Annotated in this window: 14 protein-coding genes; 8 read left to right on the top strand and 6 right to left on the bottom strand. The window is 57.3% G+C overall.

Going from position 1 to position 16,370, the window contains the following annotated elements; genetic code table 11:
- The 8 genes from mhpB (at position 1) to mmuM (ending at position 8,496) form a co-directional block, all read left to right on the top strand.
- A complete protein-coding gene (mhpB, locus tag OGX99_RS08340; protein WP_151218566.1) occupies positions 1 to 945 on the top strand; it encodes a 2,3-dihydroxyphenylpropionate/2,3-dihydroxicinnamic acid 1,2-dioxygenase in 945 nt (314 codons plus the stop codon).
- Between the two features lie 28 nt (positions 946 to 973).
- A complete protein-coding gene (gene mhpC, locus OGX99_RS08335) occupies positions 974 to 1,840 on the top strand; it encodes a 2-hydroxy-6-oxonona-2,4-dienedioate hydrolase (protein ID WP_151224829.1) in 867 nt (288 codons plus the stop codon).
- 9 nt (positions 1,841 to 1,849) lie between these two features.
- The gene (mhpD, locus tag OGX99_RS08330; protein ID WP_252837917.1) at positions 1,850 to 2,659 is read left to right on the top strand and encodes a 2-keto-4-pentenoate hydratase; all 810 of its coding nucleotides are present in this window, start codon (positions 1,850 to 1,852) and stop codon (positions 2,657 to 2,659) included.
- Positions 2,656 to 3,606, top strand: coding sequence for an acetaldehyde dehydrogenase (mhpF, locus tag OGX99_RS08325; protein ID WP_151218569.1), 951 nt, complete (start codon positions 2,656 to 2,658; stop codon positions 3,604 to 3,606). Before mhpD ends, mhpF begins: the two co-directional genes overlap by 4 nt.
- Positions 3,603 to 4,616 carry a 4-hydroxy-2-oxovalerate aldolase gene (gene mhpE, locus OGX99_RS08320; protein WP_286543168.1) on the top strand — a complete coding sequence of 338 codons (1,014 nt, stop codon included), beginning with the start codon at positions 3,603 to 3,605 and terminating at the stop codon, positions 4,614 to 4,616. The genes mhpF and mhpE overlap by 4 nt, the downstream gene beginning before the upstream one ends.
- 68 nt (positions 4,617 to 4,684) lie before the next feature.
- On the top strand, positions 4,685 to 5,899 hold the full coding sequence (mhpT, locus tag OGX99_RS08315; RefSeq protein WP_151218571.1) for a 3-(3-hydroxy-phenyl)propionate transporter MhpT: 1,215 nt from the start codon (positions 4,685 to 4,687) through the stop codon (positions 5,897 to 5,899).
- Between the two features lie 274 nt (positions 5,900 to 6,173).
- Complete coding sequence (gene mmuP / locus OGX99_RS08310; protein ID WP_151218572.1) at positions 6,174 to 7,577, top strand: S-methylmethionine permease; 1,404 nt, start codon at positions 6,174 to 6,176, stop codon at positions 7,575 to 7,577.
- Positions 7,564 to 8,496: a homocysteine S-methyltransferase gene (mmuM, locus tag OGX99_RS08305; RefSeq protein ID WP_286543166.1), complete on the top strand. Its 933-nt coding sequence runs from the start codon at positions 7,564 to 7,566 to the stop codon at positions 8,494 to 8,496. The genes mmuP and mmuM overlap by 14 nt, the downstream gene beginning before the upstream one ends.
- 38 nt (positions 8,497 to 8,534) lie before the next feature.
- On the opposite strand, the gene fbpC is transcribed toward mmuM, so the two are convergent.
- The 6 genes from fbpC to OGX99_RS08275 all read right to left on the bottom strand — a co-directional run bounded on the left by fbpC (position 8,535) and on the right by OGX99_RS08275 (position 16,329).
- Complete coding sequence (gene fbpC, locus OGX99_RS08300) at positions 8,535 to 9,581, bottom strand: ferric ABC transporter ATP-binding protein (protein ID WP_286543164.1); 1,047 nt, start codon at positions 9,579 to 9,581, stop codon at positions 8,535 to 8,537.
- An 11-nt stretch (positions 9,582 to 9,592) separates the two neighbouring features.
- A complete protein-coding gene (locus OGX99_RS08295; RefSeq protein WP_151218575.1) occupies positions 9,593 to 11,671 on the bottom strand; it encodes an ABC transporter permease in 2,079 nt (692 codons plus the stop codon).
- A gap of 69 nt (positions 11,672 to 11,740) precedes the next feature.
- Positions 11,741 to 12,772 (bottom strand): ABC transporter substrate-binding protein, encoded by a 1,032-nt coding sequence (locus OGX99_RS08290; RefSeq protein WP_003021397.1) that lies wholly within the window; start codon positions 12,770 to 12,772, stop codon positions 11,741 to 11,743.
- Positions 12,769 to 14,073, bottom strand: a complete 1,305-nt coding sequence (uhpC, locus tag OGX99_RS08285; RefSeq protein ID WP_151224833.1) for an MFS transporter family glucose-6-phosphate receptor UhpC — start codon at positions 14,071 to 14,073, stop codon at positions 12,769 to 12,771. Before uhpC ends, OGX99_RS08290 begins: the two co-directional genes overlap by 4 nt.
- 85 nt (positions 14,074 to 14,158) lie before the next feature.
- Positions 14,159 to 15,700, bottom strand: coding sequence for an MASE1 domain-containing sensor histidine kinase (locus OGX99_RS08280; RefSeq protein ID WP_286543163.1), 1,542 nt, complete (start codon positions 15,698 to 15,700; stop codon positions 14,159 to 14,161).
- Complete coding sequence (locus OGX99_RS08275) at positions 15,700 to 16,329, bottom strand: response regulator transcription factor (protein WP_151218773.1); 630 nt, start codon at positions 16,327 to 16,329, stop codon at positions 15,700 to 15,702. The genes OGX99_RS08280 and OGX99_RS08275 overlap by 1 nt, the downstream gene beginning before the upstream one ends.
- Between the last annotated feature and the right edge of the window lie 41 nt (positions 16,330 to 16,370).

Raw genomic sequence — 16,370 nt, 5'->3', positions numbered from 1 at the left:
ATGCATGCTTATCTTCACTGTCTCTCCCACTCGCCGCTGGTGGGTTACGTCGACCCGGCTCAGGCCGTGCTCGACGAGGTTAACGGCGTGATCGCCAACGCCCGGGCGCGTATCGCGGCGTTTGACCCTGAACTGGTAGTGCTGTTTGCCCCCGATCACTACAACGGTTTTTTTTACGATGTGATGCCGCCGTTCTGTTTAGGTGTGGGAGCCACGGCGATCGGCGATTTCGGCAGCGCGGCGGGGGAACTGCCAGTGCCGACAGATCTCGCTGAAGCTTGCGCTCACGCGGTGATGAAAAGCGGCATCGATCTCGCCGTGTCCTACAACATGCAAGTCGATCATGGTTTCGCCCAGCCGCTGGAGTTCTTGCTCGGGGGGCTGGATAAGGTCCCTGTGCTGCCAGTGTTTATTAACGGCGTCGCCACGCCGCTGCCGGGCTTTCAGCGTACCCGCATGCTCGGGGAAGCGATTGGCCGTTTCGCCAGCTCATTGAATAAACGCGTACTGTTTTTAGGCTCCGGCGGGCTGTCACATCAGCCGCCGGTACCGGAGCTGGCGAAGGCCGATGCTCATATGCGCGACCGTCTGCTCGGCAGCGGTAAGCAGCTGCCCGAAAACGAGCGCGAGCTGCGCCAGCAGCGGGTGATTAGCGCCGCCGAGAAGTTCGTGGCCGATCAAAACACGCTGCACCCGCTGAACCCTGTCTGGGATAACCGCTTTATGACCCTGCTTGAACAGGGGCGTTTGCAGGAGCTGGACGCGGTCAGTAACGAAGAGTTGTCTGCGATGGCGGGCAAATCAACGCACGAAGTAAAAACCTGGGTTGCCGCCTTCGCCGCTATTTCTGCCTTTGGCAACTGGCGCAGCGAAGGCCGTTATTACCGCCCGATCCCGGAGTGGATCGCCGGATTCGGCTCCCTGAGCGCCACCACAAAGAACTGAAACAGAACTGAATATGCAGGAGAAAACCATGACTTACCAACCGCAAACCGAAGCCGCGACCAGTCGTTTCCTGGAGGTGCAGGAAGCAGGCGAAACCCTACGCGTGCATTTCAATGACTGTGGACAGGGAGAAGAAACCGTTGTGCTGCTGCACGGCTCCGGTCCGGGGGCGACCGGCTGGGCGAACTTCAGTCGCAATATCGATCCGTTGGTGCAGGCCGGATACCGGGTGATCCTGCTGGACTGTCCTGGCTGGGGTAAAAGCGATGGGATCGTTAACCGCGGTTCGCGATCCGATCTCAACGCTCGCATCCTGAAAAGCGTGGTCGATCAATTGGATATTCAAACAGTCCACCTGCTGGGTAATTCGATGGGCGGTCACAGTGCTGTGGCGTTTACCCTGAGCTGGCCGGAGCGCGTGGGCAAACTGGTGCTGATGGGCGGCGGAACGGGCGGCATGAGTCTGTTTACCCCGATGCCGACCGAAGGTATCAAGCGGCTGAATCAGCTGTACCGCGAGCCGACCATCGAGAACCTGAAGCTAATGATGGAGATCTTTGTCTTCGATACCAGCGATCTCACTGAGGCGCTGTTTGAAGCGCGTCTGAACAATATGCTGTCGCGCCGCGATCACCTGGAAAACTTTGTGAAAAGCCTCGAAGCCAACCCGAAACAGTTCCCGGACTTCGGCCCACGCCTGGGGGAAATTAAAGCCCAGACCCTGATTGTCTGGGGACGCAATGACCGCTTCGTACCGATGGACGCCGGACTGCGCTTGCTCTCCGGAATTGCGGGTTCTGAGCTGCACATCTACCGCGACTGCGGACACTGGGCGCAGTGGGAACATGCGGATGCCTTTAACCAGCTGGTGCTGAATTTCCTCGCACGCCCTTAAGGAACGGACATGACCAATCTTAATCTTGAGCAGTTAGCCGCCGATTTACGTCAGGCTGAGGAAAAAGGGGAAGCGATTGCTCCGCTGCGTGAACTGATCGGCGTGGACAACGGCGAAGCGGCCTACGCTATTCAGCGCATCAACGTACAGTACGACGTGGCACGTGGGCGTCGCGTGGTGGGGCGCAAAGTAGGGCTGACGCACCCGAAAGTGCAGCAGCAACTGGGGGTCGATCAGCCGGATTTCGGCACGCTGTTTGCCGACATGTGCTACGGCGATAACGACACCATTGCGTTTGAGCGCGTGCTGCAACCGCGAATTGAAGCGGAAATCGCGCTGGTGCTGAACCGCGATTTGCCCAATGCCGACACTACCTTTGACGAGCTGTACAACGCCATTGAGTGGGTACTGCCCGCGCTGGAAGTGGTCGGCAGCCGTATCCGCGACTGGTCAATCAAGTTTGTTGATACCGTGGCGGATAACGCCTCCTGTGGCGTGTATGTGGTCGGTGGTCCGGCACAGCGTCCGGCAGGGTTAGAGCTGAAAAATTGCACGATGAAAATGACGCGCAATAACGAAGAGGTCTCCAGCGGGCGCGGCAGCGAATGTCTGGGACATCCGATCAACGCCGCCGTCTGGCTGGCGCGCAAAATGGCCAGCCTCGGCGAGCCGCTGCGCGCCGGAGACATTATTCTCACTGGGGCCTTAGGTCCGATGGTAGCGGTGAATGCGGGCGATCGTTTTGAAGCCCATATCGAGGGTATTGGTTCAGTCGCCGCCACCTTTTCAGCGGCGGTTACAAAAGGAAGTCAGTCATGAGTAAGCGTAAAGTGGCCATTATCGGCTCCGGTAACATCGGCACCGATTTGATGATTAAAATTCTGCGTCACGGGAAACAGCTTGAAATGGCGGTGATGGTCGGTATCGACCCGCAATCCGATGGTCTGGCGCGTGCCAGACGTATGGGCGTTGCTACCACCCATGAAGGGGTTACGGGACTTATCGCCATGCCGGAATTTGCCGATATCGACATCGTGTTTGATGCCACCAGTGCGGGTGCGCATGTGAAAAACGACGCCGCGCTGCGCGCCGTAAAACCGGGGATCCGCCTGATCGACCTGACGCCTGCGGCGATCGGTCCGTACTGCGTCCCGGTGGTGAATCTGGACGCTAACGTTGACCAACAGAACGTCAATATGGTGACCTGCGGCGGGCAGGCGACTATCCCGATGGTGGCGGCAGTTTCTCGCGTGGCAAAAGTCCATTACGCCGAAATTATCGCCTCGATCGCCAGTAAATCTGCGGGTCCAGGCACGCGCGCTAATATCGATGAGTTTACTGAAACCACCTCGAAGGCGATTGAAGTGGTTGGCGGCGCGGCAAAAGGTAAAGCGATTATCGTCCTTAACCCGGCCGAGCCGCCGCTGATGATGCGCGACACGGTGTATGTGCTGAGCGAAGCGGCTTCCCAGCTTGAAGTTGAAGCGTCTATTAATGAGATGGCGGCGGCGGTACAGGCGTACGTGCCGGGCTATCGGCTTAAACAGCGCGTGCAATTTGAAGTCATCCCGCAGGATAAACCGGTCAATCTGCCGGGCATCGGTCAGTTCTCCGGGCTGAAAACAGCGGTGTATCTGGAAGTGGAAGGCGCGGCGCACTATCTGCCAGCCTACGCGGGCAATCTCGATATTATGACCTCCAGCGCGCTGGCGACCGCTGAGAAGATGGCGCAGTCATTGGTACGCAAGGCAGGAGAAGCAGCATGAACGGTAAAAAACTCTATATCTCTGACGTGACCCTGCGCGACGGCATGCACGCTATTCGTCACCAGTATTCGCTGGAAAACGTGCGCCAGATTGCCAAAGCGCTGGACGACGCGCGGGTCGATTCCATTGAGGTGGCACACGGAGACGGCTTACAAGGTTCCAGCTTTAACTACGGCTTTGGCGCGCACAGCGATCTGGAGTGGATTGAAGCGGCAGCGGACGTGGTGAAGCACGCTAAGATCGCCACGCTGCTGCTGCCGGGCATCGGCACGATTCATGACCTGAAAAATGCGTATCAGGCTGGGGCGCGCGTCGTGCGTGTGGCGACCCACTGCACCGAAGCGGATGTGTCGGCCCAGCATATTCAGTATGCGCGTGAACTGGGTATGGATACCGTCGGCTTTCTGATGATGAGCCATATGACCACGCCGGAAAACCTCGCGCAGCAGGCGAAACTGATGGAAGGTTATGGTGCAACTTGTATCTATGTGGTCGATTCCGGCGGGGCGATGAACATGAGCGATATTCGCGCCCGCTTCCGCGCCCTGAAAGCGGTGCTGAAACCGGAGACGGAAACCGGGATGCACGCCCACCACAACCTGAGCCTCGGCGTGGCGAACTCGATTGCCGCGGTGGAAGAGGGGTGTGACCGTATCGATGCCAGCCTGGCCGGTATGGGTGCAGGCGCAGGCAACGCACCGCTGGAAGTGTTTATCGCCGCGGCGGATAAGCTCGGCTGGCGGCACGGGACCGATCTGTATGCGCTGATGGACGCCGCCGACGATCTGGTACGCCCGTTGCAGGACCGCCAGGTGCGGGTGGATCGCGAAACGCTGGCGCTGGGTTATGCCGGGGTGTACTCCAGCTTCCTGCGCCATTGTGAAGTCGCGGCGGCGCGTTATGGCCTGAGTGCGGTAGATATTCTGGTTGAACTGGGCAAACGCCGGATGGTAGGCGGCCAGGAAGATATGATCGTCGACGTGGCGCTGGATCTGCGCAACAGCAAATAAAAATGATTACGCGGCTGGCAATGTATCAGCCGCGATTCACCTGCATCGTGACCTCAGAGGTACATCTTATGACTACTCGTACCCCCGCATCCTCATCCCGCCTGACATTGACCGTCGGGTTGTGTTTTTTAGTCGCCCTGATGGAAGGACTGGATTTACAGGCCGCCGGGATCGCTGCTGTCGGTATCGCCCATGCGTTTGCATTGGATAAAATGCAAATGGGCTGGATCTTCAGCGCGGGCATTCTCGGGCTGCTGCCCGGCGCGCTGGTGGGCGGCATGCTGGCCGATCGCTATGGTCGCAAACGCATTCTTATTGCCTCCGTGGCGCTGTTCGGCCTTTTCTCGCTGGCAACAGCGGTTTCCTGGAATTTCTCATCGCTGGTGTTTGCACGTCTGATGACCGGCGTCGGGCTGGGCGCGGCGTTGCCGAATCTGATTGCGCTGACTTCCGAGGCGGCGGGTCCGCGTTTTCGCGGTACGGCGGTAAGCCTGATGTACTGCGGCGTGCCGATTGGCGCGGCGCTGGCGGCGGCGCTCGGGTTTAGCGGCCTGGCTTCAGCCTGGCAAACGGTGTTCTGGGTCGGCGGGGCGATCCCGCTGCTGCTGGTGCCGCTGTTGATGCGCTGGCTGCCGGAATCACAGGTTTACGCCCAACAAACGCAGGTTGCCGCCGCACCGCTGCGCGCCCTGTTTGCGCCAGCGACGGCCACCGCCACGCTGTTGCTGTGGCTATGCTATTTCTTCACCCTCCTGGTGGTGTATATGCTGATCAACTGGCTGCCGATGCTGTTGGTCGGGCAGGGTTTTGAGCCCTCGCAGGCGGCGGGCGTGATGTTTGCCCTGCAAATTGGCGCAGCCAGCGGCACCTTAATCCTCGGGGCGTTAATGGACAAACTGCGCCCGGTGGTTATGTCGCTGCTGATCTACACCGGGATGCTGGCATCTCTGCTGGCGCTGGGCACGGTATCGTCATTGAGCGGCATGTTGATGGCCGGATTTGTGGCGGGGATGTTTGCCACCGGCGGGCAAAGCGTGTTGTATGCGCTGGCACCGCTGTTTTACAACACGCAGATCCGCGCCACCGGCGTGGGTACCGCTGTTGCCGTCGGGCGTCTGGGGGCGATGAGTGGTCCGTTGTTGGCAGGAAAAATGTTAGCGCTCGGCACCGGAACGGTGGGGGTGATGGCGGCTTCTGCGCCGGGGATATTGCTGGCAGGGCTGGCGGTATTTATTCTGATGAGCCGCAAATCGCAGATGCCGATCCCGGCCAGCGGTGCTTAAGCGCTCATTCGGTAGTATGAGCAGGGAGATACGGTTCCCACTTCCGGGTGAACGCCAGTCGGTGAGGACGTTGCCAGAGTTTACATAAAACCTGGCAACGGAGGCGTTATGAGCTGGCGGCCCTTTTTGTATTTGATTATTAATCCCCACCCGATCTTAAGCGCCCGGCGCGGGCATCTGCGCCTGGTGCAGGGTTGACTTTGCATTCTGTTAACAAACGCGGTATAACAAACCTTCTTTGGATGTTTAGATGTCCATACGGTTAGAAGGTTATATGCAAACAGCACAACAAAATGCGCCACTGAAGCGCACAATGAAAACGCGTCACCTGATAATGCTCTCCTTAGGCGGCGTGATTGGCACAGGGTTATTCTTCAATACCGGGTACATCATCTCCACCACCGGGGCGGCGGGAACGCTACTGGCCTATCTGATTGGCGCGCTGGTGGTCTGGTTGGTTATGCAGTGTCTGGGCGAGCTGTCGGTCGCGATGCCGGAGACCGGGGCGTTTCACGTCTATGCTGCGCGTTATCTCGGCCCCGCAACAGGATATACCGTGGCGTGGCTCTACTGGCTGACCTGGACTGTCGCGCTGGGTTCGAGTTTTACCGCCGCCGGATTCTGTATGCAATACTGGTTTCCACAGGTGCCTGTATGGGTCTGGTGCGTGGTGTTCTGCGCGATTATTTTTGGTCTGAACGTCATCTCCACGCGCTTTTTTGCCGAAGGGGAGTTCTGGTTCTCGCTGGTGAAAGTGGTCACCATCATCGCTTTTATTATTCTCGGCGGGGCGGCGATTTTTGGTTTTATCCCGATGCAGGATGGCTCGCCCGCGCCTGGACTAAGTAATATCACGGCGGAAGGCTGGTTTCCACACGGTGGCTTACCGATCCTGATGACGATGGTGGCGGTGAATTTTGCTTTTTCGGGAACCGAGCTTATCGGTATTGCCGCCGGAGAAACAGAAAACCCGCGCAAGGTCATTCCGGTGGCGATCCGTACTACCATCGCGCGACTGATTATTTTCTTTATCGGCACCGTGTTTGTGCTGGCGGCGCTGATCCCGATGCAGCAGGCGGGCGTGGAGAAAAGCCCGTTTGTGCTGGTGTTTGAAAAGGTGGGGATTCCTTACGCCGCCGATATTTTTAACTTCGTGATCCTGACGGCTATTCTTTCCGCGGCGAACTCCGGGCTGTATGCCTCCGGACGCATGCTGTGGTCGCTATCGAATGAACGCACGCTGCCAGCCTGTTTTGCCCGAGTGACGAAAAATGGCGTGCCGCTGACGGCGCTGTCGGTCAGTATGCTTGGCGGCGTACTGGCGCTATTTTCCAGCGTGGTGGCCCCGGATACGGTATTTGTCGCGCTGTCGGCAATCTCCGGGTTCGCAGTGGTGGCGGTGTGGCTGAGCATTTGCGCTTCGCACTTCGTCTTTCGCCGCCGTCATCTGCAGCAGGGTAAAGCATTGAGTGAATTACATTATCGCGCGCCGTGGTATCCACTGGTGCCGGTACTGGGATTTATGCTGTGTCTGGTGGCTTGTGTCGGGCTGGCATTCGATCCAGCGCAGAGAATTGCGCTGTGGTGCGGGTTACCGTTTGTGGCGGTGTGTTATGGTGCTTATTTCCTTACTCAACCGCGTAAAGCCAAACAGGAGCCCGAACATGTCGCAGAATAATCCGTTAAGCGTCATCCTCGATAAACAGGATTTCCTGCTGCTCGATGGTGCGATGGCGACGGAGCTGGAAGCGCGTGGCTGTAACTTAGCCGATAGCCTGTGGTCAGCCAAAGTGCTGGTCGAAAATCCGGAGCTTATCCGCGAAGTCCATCTCGATTACTACCGGGCGGGGGCGCAGTGTGCGATCACCGCCAGCTATCAGGCGACACCGGCGGGGTTTGCCGCCCGTGGTCTGGATGAAGCGCAGTCGAAAGCGCTAATTGGTAAAAGCGTGGAGCTGGCGCGTAAAGCCCGTGAAGCGTATCTGGCCGAGAACCCGCAGGCAGGCACGCTGCTGGTAGCAGGATCCGTCGGGCCTTACGGCGCATATCTGGCGGACGGTTCTGAATACCGTGGTGATTACCAATGTAGCGCTGAAGAGTTTCAGGCGTTTCACCGCCCGCGCGTGGAAGCCTTGCTGGATGCCGGGGCCGATCTGTTAGCCTGTGAAACCCTGCCAAATTTTGCCGAAATTAGCGTGCTGGCTGAGCTATTGACAGCGTATCCGCGCGCACGGGCGTGGTTCTCGTTTACCCTGCGCGATAGCGAACACCTGAGTGACGGTACGCCGCTGCGTGACGTAGTCGCGCTGCTGTCGGGTTATCCGCAGGTGGTGGCGTTAGGGATTAACTGCATTGCGCTGGAAAACACCACCGCCGCGTTGCAGCATCTACACAGCTTAACGACGCTGCCGCTGGTGGTGTATCCGAACTCGGGTGAGCACTACGATGCCGCGAGCAAAACCTGGCATCATCACGGTGAGCATTGTGCGCAGCTGGCGGATTATCTGCCGCAGTGGCAGGCCGCTGGCGCCCGGTTGATTGGCGGGTGCTGTCGCACCACGCCGAAAGATATTGCTGAGCTGAACGCGCAGCGCTAAGAATAATGCCGGGTAAGCGCAGCGCCACCCGGCATAAATCATGCCGCATCCGCCAGAACAAACATGCCGTACGGATGGATTTCGAGATAATACTGCTCGCCGACGTCCGGCTGCAGACGTGTGGCGTTGACCTGTAATAAGATCTCCTGCCCGTGCCATTCCACCGTGACTTCATACTGGGGGCCCATATAGGCCACGTGGCGGATCACGCAGCGCTGACTCTCTTCGCCGCGATCGCTGAGCGTGATCGCTTCCGGGCGCACGCCGACCATACCTTCGCCTTGCGTACCAAAGTGCAACGGGCGCGGCAGGTGATGGCCGTAGATATCAACGTATTGGTCACTGAAGGTGGCCGGGAACAGGTTGGCATCACCCATAAAGCTTGCCATAAAGCGCGAGGCGGGCTGGCGATAGAGATCCTGCGGTGAACCGATCTGCATGATGTGTCCCTTGTTCATCACCAGCACGGTATCGGAAACCGCAAAGGCTTCGCTTTGATCGTGGGTGACGTACAACGAGGTGATATCAAACTGCTTTTGCAGTTCGCGGATCTTGTCGCGCATGCTGCGACGCAGGTTGGCGTCGAGGTTACTTAACGGTTCATCAAACAGCAGCACTTTCGGTTTGAGGATCAGTGCGCGCGCCAGTGCCACGCGCTGCTGCTGACCGCCGGAGATCTGATCAACATAGCGTTCTTCGAACCCCTCCAGATCGACCATCGCCAGCGCCTCTTTGACGCGGGATTTCACCTCAGCGCGGGACACACCGAGCATCTTCAGGCCATAACCAACGTTCTCTCCCAGCGACATATGCGGGAACAGGGCATAAGACTGAAACACCATACAGATATCACGCTGCTGAATTGAGCGATGGGTGACGTCTTCGCCATCAATGAAAATCTGTCCTTCGCTCGGTTTTTCCAGCCCGGCGACCAGGCGCAAAATGGTGGTTTTGCCACAGCCGGACGGGCCGAGCAGCGTGACCATTTGTCCCTGCGGAATGGTGAGATTGATATTGTCGATAACCGTGTTGCTGTCAAATCGTTTGGTGACGTTGCGCAGTTCAACGAAATTTTTCTGAGTCATAGTGCGCTCCATTACGCCTGGTTTTTGGCTTTTGAACGGGAGGTTCGTGATTCACCGATCAGCCAGTCAAAGATGAAAATAATCGCCAGCATCACCACGATCAGAATAGAACCGTAGGCAATCGCCACGCCGTATTCGCCGTCTTCCACGCGGTTAAGGATATAGGCTGTGGCTACGCGGGTATCCGGCGTGACGAGGAACACAATGGCGCTGACGGTAGTAATGGCGCGCACAAAGCTGTAGATCAGCGCCGAGAGGATCGCCGGGCGCAGCAGCGGCAGCAGGATGTGCGTAATGGTCCGCAACGAGCCAGCGCGCAGGCTAAGCGAAGCTTCATCCAGTGATTTATCGATCTGGCCTAAGCCCGCGATACCTGCCCGAATACCGACCGGGACGTTACGCATTACCATCGAGATAATGACAATCGCCGCCGTACCAGTGAGGTACACCGGGGCGCTGTTAAAGGCCAGAATGTACGACACGCCCGCGACGGTGCCCGGAACGGCAAAGCACAACATAGTGGTGAATTCGATGGTCTTTTTGCCCTTAAACTGCTGGCGCACCACAATCCAGGCGATCAGCAGGCCGAAGATAGCAGTGATCGGCGCGGCAATCCCGGCGTAGAGCAGGGTGTCGAGCAGTGAAGGCCACGCGCCGTCGCTCATCCCCTGGCCGAACAGTTTGGTAAAGTTCGCCAGCGTCAGCGTGTAGTCCACGCCCCAGTTAACGGTGAAACTGCCGTAGAAAATGCTGCCGTACAACAGGGCGTTAAAGGCAATCCACACTGCCAGCAGCGCGACCACGCTCCACACCAGCGTCACCGGCAGTGGCTGTACGTCGCCCCGGTAGGATTTACCGGAAACGGTGACGTACGAGCGTTTACCAATCCACATGTACTGCACGCAGAACACCAGCAGTGAGAATAGCAGCAGGAATGCGCCCAGCGTACTGGCGGCCTGGTAGTCGAGCTGAGAACCGGTGATGTAGAAGTAGATTTGCGTTGCCAGCACGTCGAAGTTTCCGCCGAGCACCAGCGGGTTACTGAAGTCAGCCAGCGATTGCACCACCACAATCAAAAAGGCGTTGGCCAGTGCTGGTTTCAGTAGCGGGACAAACACGCCGTTAAAGGTCTGCCAGCGGCTGGCGCGCAGGGTGTAAGAGGCCTCTTCCAGCGACGGATGAATGGTTTTAATCGCCCCGTCGAGGATCATAAATGCCATCGGCGTGAAGGCCAGTACTTGCGCCAGCCAGATGCCGGTAAAACCGTACAGCCAGTTGGTGTTGGTTAAGCCAAACCATTCGACCATAAATTCGGTGATGTAACCGGATCGCCCCATCATCAGCGTGACGCCTAACCCCACAACAAACGGCGGGGTGACGATCGGCAGAATCGAGAAAATTCGTCCGATAATGGCGCTGCGTTTGGCGATCCGGGTAGTGTAGATAGCCAGCACCAGGCCAAAGAAGGTGCAGCCGACGCCGACGGCAATCGACAGCATAATCGAGTTGAGGATCACCTGAATGATATGCGCCTGAGACAGCACATTCATAAATGCCAGCGGGGCAAATTCTCCGGCGTCGTTGGTGAACATCGGAATAAAAATAGCGATGCTCGGCCAGACGATAAAAATACCGATTAGCGCGACAATCGCGGTGAGCGAACCGATGACGAAACGGTCGCCGCCCAGCCATTCCAGACGGGTGAGTGCCAGGGTCATGATCGCGCCAAGTGCCACAAACAGCACAATGGTGGCATAGCCTAAGCCGCGCCCCTCAAGAGTCGCGCTGGCGACGATAAACGCCATACAGAAGAATGCCCAGCCTGCGTCAAGATAATGGCGGCCGCGCTGTTCGCGCCTGGCCTCATGGAACGGACGTACCAGCAGCAGGCTCGGCAGCAGATACCATAACCAACTGATATTGAACTGTGACCAACCGTAGGCGGCGAGTATTTCCTCGCGCGTCGACTCCAGCAGGCCGTAGTCCAGGCTCCAGCTTGGTAACAGGGCAAACGCCAGCCAGCCAAGCAAAACCCAAAGAAATATCGCATCCCGTTTTTTCACGGGATGGAGTGCAAGTGTGTGTGACATAGCGGTTCCGGTATTCCAGGCCGGATGCGGTATTTACGCCGCACCCGGCAAATGATCGCCGATGTAGGTTTATTTACCCATCTTCACTTCGCTGACCCACTTATTGATCAACGCTTTACGGACATCGGTTGAGCCGTACTTATCCATGTCGTAATTGATAAGCTTCAGGTCGTCGAGTTTCAGCGAGTTAGGAGACGTCTCGGCGGTGGTGTTGGTCAGGATCTGATAGGACTTGCCTTTCTTCCACGCCAGTTCCTGAGCATCTTTTGACAGTACCCAGTCAACGAAAAGTTTGGCGTTATCGAGGTTGCGCGCGCCTTTCAGAATGCTGACGCCGCCGATCTCATAGCCAGTACCTTCGCACGGTGAAATTAGCTCCAGCGGTGCGCCCTGTTCTTTTTCCAGCGAGTAGTCGTGCAGGAAGCCAATACCAATCGCTGTTTCGCCACGTGCGGCGTTACGCGCTGGGGCAATGCCTGATTTAGTGTATTGAGAGACGTTGGCGTTGAGCTGTTTCAGGTAGTCAAAGGCCTGATCTTCACCCCACAGTTGGGCAAAAGTCGCCAGCGCGGTGTAGGCGGTACCGGAGCTTTGTGGGTCAGCAATCTGGATTTCGCCTTTGTATTCCGGTTTGGTCAGATCTTTCCAGCATTTTGGCACCGGCAGATTTTTCTCTTTCAGGCGCTGGGTATTGACGCCAAAACCCAGAATACCGACGTAAACCGCAGAGGACAGGTTGCCTTTCACCTTCGCGGGATCGCGGAATTTCTCCATGATCTGTTCGAGATTGGGGGATTTATAGGGCTGCAGCAGACCCATTTCACCGGCCTGGGACTGCGGATCCAGCGTCCCGCCGTACCAGACATCCGCCTGCGGGTTTTTCTTCTCGGCATCCACTTTTGCCAGCGTACTGCCCGAGCCGTTGCGAATGAATGAGGTTTTCACGTCATATTTTTCACCGAAGGCCTTGGTTTCGGTTTCGCACATCTCGTTAGTGGCGCTGCAATACACCACCAGACGGCCCTGCGCCTGAGCGGCATTGCTGAAGGCCGCCAGCGTCAGAGCGGAAGCAATCAGGGTAGAGGTAAGCGTCAGTTTCATTGTTTTATCCTTTGACTGAGAGAAGGGGTAATACCCGCAATGAGCAGCGGCATTAGCAATAAACCCATAAAGACAGCAGCGACCGAGAGCAAACTGAACATTCCCGACCAGCCGTAGTGTTCTATGACCAGCGACAGCGGCCAACCCGCAAGCGCGGCCCCCAGATAGGCGAACAGTCCGAGAAAACCGGTGATTGAACCTGCCGCCGCCTTGTGTCCGCACTCCACCGCCGCGAGGCCAATCAACATCTGTGGGCCAAACACAAAAAAGCCCACCGTAAAGAAACACATTGCCAGTAGTGCGTAGTGGTGTACCGGTGCCAGCCACAGCGCGGCGACAGAGACCATCAGCCCCAACGTGAACAACAAAATCATCGGCGCACGCTGACCGCTGAACAGCAGATCTGATCCCCATCCGGCAAACAGCGCGCCGAACAAGCCGCCGACCTCAAACAGCATCACCGTGGCATTGGCGCTGAGCAGATTCACGCCGTGGCTTTCTGTCAGCCAGAGATTGCCCCAGTCATTAAGCGCAATACGGATCAAATAGACCAGCACATACGACACGCCGAGCAGCCAGATCATCGGGTTCTTCAGCATGGTGGTGCGCAACATTTGCCACAGTCCCATCGGCGGGCTTTGCTGTTCCTGGCGCAGTTCCAGCGGGTCGTGTCGCCATTCTCCAACCGTTGGTAATCCCTCTTCCCGGGGCGTGCCTTTCAGTTGCAGGGTGAGCCAAATGCCTAACGCCATGCTGATAATCCCCGGTGCCAGCATCGCCGCCTGCCAGCCCCACCAGTGGGCGGCAAAGGCGCTTATCAGCGGGATAATTGCCCCACCCATGTTGATCGACATATTCCAGCAGCCCCACCAGAATCCGCGTTCGTTGCGCGAGTACCAGTGAGTCAGCAGTCGGGCGCAGGGAGGCCAGCCCCAACCCTGGAAAAAACCGTTTAGTGTCCACACCACCAGCAGCAGCGTTAGCGATTCACCAAAGGCGAACAGCACATTCAAAACGCCGGTGGCGAAAAGGCCGATGCCCATAAATGCGCGCTGTCCGTGGCTGTCGTGCCACAGTCCGGCGGTAAATTTCGACAGGCCATAGGTCAGGTAAAACAGCGACCCCAACAGGCCGATATCGCTTTTATCCAGACCGAGGTCCGTTTGCAGCGCCGGGAGAACGTAGTTGACGCTTTTGCGTGTCAGATAAAACGCGGCGTAACCAATTACCATACACATCAGCAGCCGAGGGCGTAGCGCCCGGTATTGTTGGTCTGTTTCGCTGGCTGAGCGTGCGTGCATGGCTGTCTCCGTTTGTGCTGACTATAGGAAAGTGAAAGCAAAAGAGGATGAGAGAAAGTCCAGAGTGGCTAAGACTTTTTCCTGGTTAGCGGCTGATTTGTTGCAAATTTGTGGGCAGGTTAACAATTACCCGTGTGCCACCGTTCGATTCGAGCGTCAGTTCGCCGCCAAGAGCGCTGACCCGCTCACGCATCCCCTGAATACCGAAACCGGGAATTTTTTCCGGCAGAATGCCCACGCCGTTGTCAGCGACTTCCAGAAACAAGCGCTGTTCCTGCTGACGCAGCGTAATCGATACTTCGCTGGCGTCGGCATGTTTACAGACGTTGTTGAGTAACTCCTGCAGCAGCCGATACAGTGTGAAGCGCACCGTTTCATTTTCTGGCGTATTTTCAAGCTGATAGTCAAACCAACAGCGAATGCCTCGTTCGGCAAAGGCAAATTCATTCACCAGGTGATGCAGGGCATCTTTAAAGGCCAGTTCATCGAGCGCGGGCGGGCGCAGTTGGCGCAGCAGCTGGCGGGTGGAGTGGTGAATACGCCGGGCAAGGTCGTTGATCTGATTTGCCGCCACAAGCGTTTGCTCGCGTCCCGGCGCGCGTTTGACCAGCTGCGACTGAATTTGAATGGCGGTGATATTCTGACCAATTTCGTCATGCAGTTCCCGCGCCAGGCTTTTGCGCGTATTTTCTTCGGTGCGGATCAGTTGCTCGGTCAGCTCGCGGCGTGCCGCCAGTTCGGCTTCCAGACGCTGGCGATAATGGTGCAGGTTTTGTGCAAGATGTTGCTGGCGGCTGATAGCGATCCCAAGCCCGATGCCCAGCAGCGCCTGGGTGGCGAGGAAAATCTCCAGCTCCAGTAAATTACTGAACCCGACGCCGATTTGCCGGGCGATAGTGATCATCATACTGCCGAGCAATCCGGACAACACGCCGCCCTGCCAGCCGAATTTCCATGCCATCACCACGTTCGGTAGGAACACCACGATCAGCAGCAGACGCTCAATCTCTGGTGACAGCACCATCTGGGTGCCAATGCCAATAATAAAAAACAGACTGCACCAGATGATAAGTGAGGTGCGCAGCGGGGGATTGGTGGTATCCAACCCGAGCAGATGATAGCGGTGCTGCTGGCGCAGAAATTCATAGATCAGATAGACAAACGGCGTCAGCAGCACGCCACCGGTAAATGACGCCAGGCCAATTAACGTTGCCGGGCTTTGGATAAATGGTGAAAGCAGGGCGGTATTGAGCAATGAGGTAAGCGTCACCGCAGCCAGCAGTAGCGTTAAGCGCTGCCAGTAAAGGGGGAAGCGGTGCCAGTATGACTGGCCGATGCTTGCCGGAATAGGGCTAATAAACGGCGCAGCCAGCAGGATATAGCCGCTCAATAATTGCTCGCTGTGCAGCCAGAACAACATCAGCACCGGCGGCAATATCAGCGCGGGCCAGTAACGGCGAGAAAGCAGGATGAGCAGCGCGAGATAGACGCCGTGCGGCAGGAATAGCGCCGCCTGCTGGCCGTTGTGGGTCAGGTAAAAACCCAGCGTCCACAGCATCAGCCAGCCCGATCCCCAGGCCAGCAGAATAAACAGAGAAATAACCCAATGACGAAGGTTACGCGACATTAATGCCCCGTCAGCAACTGGTGGTCGAGGGCAAAATGCACCAGATCGATGGTGCTGTGGCATTGCAGTTTGCCCAGCACGTTCGCGCGATGAACATGCACCGTTTTATGGCTGAGATCGAGCTTGAAGGCTATCTCTTTCACGCTGTCGCCTTTGACCAGCAGATCAAACACTTCGCGCTCGCGGGGGGTCAGTACCTCCAGGACCCGTGCGGGTTGTTCGCCGCCGCGTAGCGCCCGCAGCGCGTCGGCGCACAGGTAATGCCCGCCCATACCGACTGAACGTACCGCCTGCACCAGTTCCTCTGGTCCGCAGCGTTTGGTCAGATAACCGCTGGCGCCGGCATCCAGCGCGCTTTGCACAAATGTGGGAGAGTCATAAATGCTGAGAATAATGGCACGAAAACCGGGCTTTTGTGCTCGCAGTCGTTTTAACAGGCTCAGACCATTTTCATCCGGCATGGCGATATCCATCACCGCAACGTTTACGTCATCATGCAGTAACGCAGGCCACGCCTGAGCTGCGCTGCTGTACTGACCGGTAACGTTGAGATCGTCTTCGAGACTGAGTAATTGCGCAAAGCCGGAACGCACCACCACATGGTCATCCACCAGCACAACATGAATCATGATATTGCTCTCTTGCCTGATAATGCAGTCTATGATGCCTG

Origin of the sequence: Citrobacter sp. Cu096, assembly GCF_030332285.1 — a bacterium.
In the GTDB taxonomy this organism is placed as follows: domain Bacteria; phylum Pseudomonadota; class Gammaproteobacteria; order Enterobacterales; family Enterobacteriaceae; genus Citrobacter; species Citrobacter meridianamericanus.
This window is presented reverse-complemented; position numbering and strand designations above follow the sequence as displayed.

Coding starts and splice junctions, on each gene's coding strand:
- mhpB (WP_151218566.1), top strand. CDS start 1: ATGCATGCTTATCTTCACTGTCTCTCCCACTCGCCGCTGGTGGGTTAC.
- mhpC (WP_151224829.1), top strand. CDS start 974: ATGACTTACCAACCGCAAACCGAAGCCGCGACCAGTCGTTTCCTGGAG.
- mhpD (WP_252837917.1), top strand. CDS start 1,850: ATGACCAATCTTAATCTTGAGCAGTTAGCCGCCGATTTACGTCAGGCT.
- mhpF (WP_151218569.1), top strand. CDS start 2,656: ATGAGTAAGCGTAAAGTGGCCATTATCGGCTCCGGTAACATCGGCACC.
- mhpE (WP_286543168.1), top strand. CDS start 3,603: ATGAACGGTAAAAAACTCTATATCTCTGACGTGACCCTGCGCGACGGC.
- mhpT (WP_151218571.1), top strand. CDS start 4,685: ATGACTACTCGTACCCCCGCATCCTCATCCCGCCTGACATTGACCGTC.
- mmuP (WP_151218572.1), top strand. CDS start 6,174: ATGCAAACAGCACAACAAAATGCGCCACTGAAGCGCACAATGAAAACG.
- mmuM (WP_286543166.1), top strand. CDS start 7,564: ATGTCGCAGAATAATCCGTTAAGCGTCATCCTCGATAAACAGGATTTC.
- fbpC (WP_286543164.1), bottom strand. CDS start 9,581: ATGACTCAGAAAAATTTCGTTGAACTGCGCAACGTCACCAAACGATTT.
- OGX99_RS08295 (WP_151218575.1), bottom strand. CDS start 11,671: ATGTCACACACACTTGCACTCCATCCCGTGAAAAAACGGGATGCGATA.
- OGX99_RS08290 (WP_003021397.1), bottom strand. CDS start 12,772: ATGAAACTGACGCTTACCTCTACCCTGATTGCTTCCGCTCTGACGCTG.
- uhpC (WP_151224833.1), bottom strand. CDS start 14,073: ATGCACGCACGCTCAGCCAGCGAAACAGACCAACAATACCGGGCGCTA.
- OGX99_RS08280 (WP_286543163.1), bottom strand. CDS start 15,700: ATGTCGCGTAACCTTCGTCATTGGGTTATTTCTCTGTTTATTCTGCTG.
- OGX99_RS08275 (WP_151218773.1), bottom strand. CDS start 16,329: ATGATTCATGTTGTGCTGGTGGATGACCATGTGGTGGTGCGTTCCGGC.